General features: G+C 31.3%; 7 protein-coding genes and 1 pseudogene. All 8 read left to right on the forward strand.

The features are described 5' to 3' along the window. Nucleotides 1–688: beta-ketoacyl synthase N-terminal-like domain-containing protein (locus J6V67_RS04075; RefSeq protein ID WP_291859142.1), on the forward strand; the 688-nt coding region annotated here is incomplete at its 5' end. An 82-nt stretch (nucleotides 689–770) separates the two neighbouring features. Then, a complete protein-coding gene (locus J6V67_RS04080; protein WP_291859145.1) occupies nucleotides 771–1,199 on the forward strand; it encodes an excinuclease ABC subunit A in 429 nt (142 codons plus the stop codon). Beyond that, nucleotides 1,199–1,879 (forward strand): beta-ketoacyl synthase chain length factor, encoded by a 681-nt coding sequence (locus J6V67_RS04085; protein ID WP_291859148.1) that lies wholly within the window; start codon nucleotides 1,199–1,201, stop codon nucleotides 1,877–1,879. The genes J6V67_RS04080 and J6V67_RS04085 overlap by 1 nt, the downstream gene beginning before the upstream one ends. Then, complete coding sequence (locus J6V67_RS04090; RefSeq protein WP_291859151.1) at nucleotides 1,866–2,609, forward strand: 1-acyl-sn-glycerol-3-phosphate acyltransferase; 744 nt, start codon at nucleotides 1,866–1,868, stop codon at nucleotides 2,607–2,609. The genes J6V67_RS04085 and J6V67_RS04090 overlap by 14 nt, the downstream gene beginning before the upstream one ends. Further along, entirely contained in the window at nucleotides 2,603–2,860 is a 258-nt protein-coding gene (locus J6V67_RS04095; protein ID WP_086224269.1) for a phosphopantetheine-binding protein, read from the forward strand. Before J6V67_RS04090 ends, J6V67_RS04095 begins: the two co-directional genes overlap by 7 nt. Next, complete coding sequence (locus tag J6V67_RS04100; protein WP_363316719.1) at nucleotides 2,857–3,117, forward strand: acyl carrier protein; 261 nt, start codon at nucleotides 2,857–2,859, stop codon at nucleotides 3,115–3,117. Before J6V67_RS04095 ends, J6V67_RS04100 begins: the two co-directional genes overlap by 4 nt. 112 nt (nucleotides 3,118–3,229) lie before the next feature. Next, nucleotides 3,230–3,652, forward strand: coding sequence for a DNA gyrase subunit B (locus tag J6V67_RS04105; RefSeq protein ID WP_291859155.1), 423 nt, complete (start codon nucleotides 3,230–3,232; stop codon nucleotides 3,650–3,652). Then, a pseudogene (locus tag J6V67_RS04110) lies at nucleotides 3,652–4,477 on the forward strand (hypothetical protein); the annotation flags it as partial. The gene J6V67_RS04105 and the pseudogene J6V67_RS04110, both read left to right, overlap by 1 nt.

Below are 4,477 nucleotides of genomic sequence, written 5' to 3' on the forward strand. Positions count from 1 at the left end.
TAAATATGGCCAAATTCCGATGATGCTAGCTGGCGGAGCTGAGGAGTTATGTCCTAGCGAATGCTATGTATTTAATTCTTTATATGCTACAAGCCAAAAAAACTCTACGCCAAATTTAACCCCAAGCCCATTTGATGCTAATCGTGATGGATTAGTTATTGGTGAAGGTGCGTGTATGCTTGTGTTAGAATCTGAGGAGAGTATGCTATCAAGAGGCGCAACACCAATTGCTGAGATTGTAGGATTTGGCTCTACTTGCGATGGCGTACATATTACCAAGCCAGAGGCCAAAACTATGCAAAGCGCTATGGAGTTAGCCTTAAAAGATGCTCAAATTTTACCTAGCGATATTGGCTACTTAAGTGCTCACGCCACGGCAACTAAATGGGGCGATATAGTAGAATCTCACGCTACACATAAGGTCTTTGGCGAACAAATTGCAATCAGCTCACTAAAAAGCTACATCGGTCACACACTTGGAGCGTGTGGGGCTATAGAGAGTATAGCTAGTATTGAGATGATGAATGAAGGCCTCTTTGCCCCTACAATAAATTTACAAGATATTGATAAAGAGTGCGCCAAGCTTGATTATTTACAAGATTTTAGAGAGATTAAGACTAATTATGTGATGAATAATAACTTTGCCTTTGGCGGAGTAAATACATCATTGATCTTTAAAAAAGTTTAAAATATAGCTATAAATATAAGTAAAAAATTAGGTAAATTTAGCTAAAATTGGAACCTTTTTAATTTATTTCAAGGGGTTATTTATGAAAAAAATATTAGTTTCTATTAGTTGCATTAGTGCTCTTAGTCTAAGTGCAGTTGCTGCAGATGATATCATATATCTACCAATTAAGCCTGCTATTGAAGAGGCGATAAAACAAGGCTATATCGATAATAGTGTTAAGTTTAAATTTGGTAGCCAAAGCGGTGCAAAAGATCAAATTTTTATGAAACAACTAACTACAAATAAAAAAGCAAATAAAGTGGGCAAATCTGCTGAAGAGTCTTGCACTAGAGCATTTCACTCAGCACTTATTCAGTTTTTTCAACGTGCTAAGCAAGAAGGCGGTACAAAGGTTGTAAATCTTACTGGATGGTTTAAAAAAATACCATACGATTCAAAAGATAAATTTCAATGCGGTGTTGGAACTTTAATGAGTGGTGTAACTTTAAAAGGAGATATTGCTAAATAATGCAGATTGGAATTTTAAAAGCAGATGCTATCATATCTTCAAATTTTATTCTACCTGATGAATTTGAGAGCTTAAATATATACAAAAAAGATTTTAACCTTCAATTCTCAGCCTTAGAACAAAGAAGAATGGGTATCGCTTTAAAATCCGCATTAAGCATAGTAAATTCATTTAACCTAAGCCCAAATGAGCTAAAGAGTACTCCTATAATTTTTAGCTCATTTAGTGGCGAGATCAAACAATGCGTTACTCTTTTAAATAATCTAAAAGATGACTTTGTCTCCCCTACTGCATTTTCACTATCAGTATTAAATGCAACTCCAGCCCAGATGGCAATTCTTTATCAAAATCAAAATGAAATCTCAAGTATAAGTGCTAAAAATAGTCTAGAATACGGTATTATTGATGCTTTTACAAAGCCTAATCAAAAGGTAATTTTGATTAATTACGAAGAGTTTTCTAGTGATTTAGTTGATTTTTCATATTATACCTTAGGCTTGCTTTTAGATAAAAGTGCTGGACGAATTTGTTCACTTGAGTTTAGTCAAAATCAACCAAAAGATTATCAAATTTACACAAGCGCATTTAGCCTATTAAAAGCGCTAAATAATAATTTATGCTCTAATTGGAATATAGATTCTACTCTTAGATGGAACTGGGCTTTAAATGATAGTAATTAGAATTTTACTTGTTGGATTTTTATTTTCTTGGTTTGGCTTTATCTGCTTAGTTGGGAATATTCTTTTTTTACCATTGATTGCCATTAGGCTAAATAAATTTAAATTCTTTGAAAATATTGCTAGAGATTTAGTCTATTTAGCATGGAAATTTTTTATATTTTGTACAAAAGTTTTAGGCTATTTAGATTATGAATTTAAAGATTTTAGTCGCCTTGGAAAACCTAGCCAAATAATTATAGCCAACCATCCATCTCTTTTAGATGTTGTCTTTATCCTCTCAAAAGTGCGTCGTATAAACTGCGTAGTAAAAAGCGACCTAGCTAAAAATATATTTCTAAGCCCTGCTATTAAAGCTGCTAACTATATCGTAAATAGCGAAGATGAAGAGCTTTTAAACAAAAGCTTAAGCGTACTAAAATCAGGCGATAGCTTGCTGATATTTCCTGAAGGTACACGCACAAAAGATAGTATAAGTTTTCATAAAGCACCATTTTATATGGCAATTCATGGAGCCAAAATACTCACACCAATATTTATTGATATGAATCCACGTTCACTCCAAAAAGGAGTTAAATGGTATAAAACGCCAAAAAGTAAGATAAAATATAAAATCAAAATATCAGATGATTTGATACTTGATAGATTCTTAATCGATAAGCCAAATACAATTCGTGTCAAAACACTACATAAGCAAATGAATGAAATTTATCAAAAGGAGATTAAATGTTAGTTGATGAAATCAAACAATTAATTATAACATCGCTAAATTTGCCAGATTTAAAACTTAGTGATATAGATGAAAATGCGCCACTTTTTAATGATGGCTTGGGTCTTGATAGCGTCGATGCTTTAGAACTTAGCTTAGCTATTAAAAAACAATACAATATAGAACTAAACGCTAAGACAATGGATTTAAAATCTATATTTTATAGCGTAAAAAGCTTAAGTGAATTTATTGCACAACAAAAGGAAAACCAATGAATAAAATGAGCAAAGAAGAGATATTTGATATGCTTAGTAATGCTTTAGTTGAATTATTTGAAATTCCTAAAGAAAAAATCAAACTTGAAGCAAAACTATATGAAGATCTAGAGATTGATAGCATTGATGCGATTGATATGATTGATCATATCAAGAAAAAAACAGGCTATAGAATGGAGGCTGCGGCCTTTAAAGAGGTTCGCACTTTAGGAGATATTGTAAATGTTGTCTTTGAGAAATTATCCCAAATTTCTTAAACTATTTAATATTATCTTAATTGGCATTGGGATTTGCTATCCCTTTGCACTCTATTTTTTTCCAGAAAATGAGATATTATTTGCCTCTATGGCTCTTGTTTGTTTATTGCGAATGTTAAGCGTACAAGAGAGTTATCAACGGGCTATTTGGGCAGTATTAAGTGCTATATTTTTGATATATTTTTTTGCAAATATACAAGAACTTGCATATTTATATCCAATCTTTATAAATGCTTTACTTGGTACTATTTTTGCCATATCCTTAAAAGATGAGGCACTAATTACTAAAATAGCCAAAAAGCAAGCCAGTCTAAAAGGTAAAATATTAGACCAAAAAGCTATTAGCTATACTAGAAATTTAACCAAAATTTGGATTATATTTTTTATTTTAAACGCATTTATATCATTTATTTTGATATTTTTAGATGATAAAATATATTGGACTTTATATTGTGGTGTAGTTAGTTATATTTTAATTGGAATATTATTTGGTGCTGAGATTTTGTATAGAAATTTTATTTTACAGGTAGAGTAATGAGAGAGATTTTTAACCCAAATTCAACTTTTATATCTCAAAATAAGATAAAAAGCTTTGATGAATTTTTAGAAGATGTATCTAAATTTGCAACATATAATAAATTTGATGAAATTGATATATTTACATATGATGGATATCTATTTTTAGTAGCATTTTTTGGCTCTATTTTATCTGGTAGCAAGCCATATATTTTGCCATATTATCATTCTAATAATTCTAGACCATTTATTGATGATGAGGCAGTTAGTGATATTTTAACTAAAAACATCGAGTCAAAAAGTTCTAAAATCAAACTAAATTTAAATTCAACCTTCTATATTCAAACCTCAGGTAGTAGCGGAGAGCGTAAAAATATAGAAAAATCAATTGATCAAATGGTCAAAGAGGGTGAGTTTTTACGCTCATTTTTTAATATCAGCAATACTCATACATTTCTCTCAAGCGTATCTCATCAACATCTTTTTGGCCTTACTTTTAAGGTTTTTACAGCCTTAATTAGCGGAAGCAAGGTATATACGCAAAATTTAACCTATCCAGAGATTTTAGCTCAAAATATTGACCTTTGTAGTGCCAATGATGAATTGATTTTAATTAGTTCTCCAGTGCTTTTAGAATCGTTATCTAAGCAAAAAAATATGAGCCAATTTAATAAAATCAAAATGATGTTTACAGCTGGGTCAAAACTCAATCTAGATATATTAAAAAGCCTACTCAGCGCTGTGGAAAATGCCAACATTGCTTCTGACAATGTGTATGTGGCTATTATTCCTGCCAATGGTGATAATGGTCTGGATCCTGTTTCGGGTACTTATACCGAGAACA

The sequence above is a fragment of the Campylobacter sp. genome, assembly GCF_017646085.1.
Taxonomy (GTDB): Bacteria; Campylobacterota; Campylobacteria; order Campylobacterales; family Campylobacteraceae; genus Campylobacter.

Coding starts and splice junctions, on each gene's coding strand:
- J6V67_RS04080 (WP_291859145.1), top strand. CDS start 771: ATGAAAAAAATATTAGTTTCTATTAGTTGCATTAGTGCTCTTAGTCTA.
- J6V67_RS04085 (WP_291859148.1), top strand. CDS start 1,199: ATGCAGATTGGAATTTTAAAAGCAGATGCTATCATATCTTCAAATTTT.
- J6V67_RS04090 (WP_291859151.1), top strand. CDS start 1,866: ATGATAGTAATTAGAATTTTACTTGTTGGATTTTTATTTTCTTGGTTT.
- J6V67_RS04095 (WP_086224269.1), top strand. CDS start 2,603: ATGTTAGTTGATGAAATCAAACAATTAATTATAACATCGCTAAATTTG.
- J6V67_RS04100 (WP_363316719.1), top strand. CDS start 2,857: ATGAATAAAATGAGCAAAGAAGAGATATTTGATATGCTTAGTAATGCT.
- J6V67_RS04105 (WP_291859155.1), top strand. CDS start 3,230: ATGTTAAGCGTACAAGAGAGTTATCAACGGGCTATTTGGGCAGTATTA.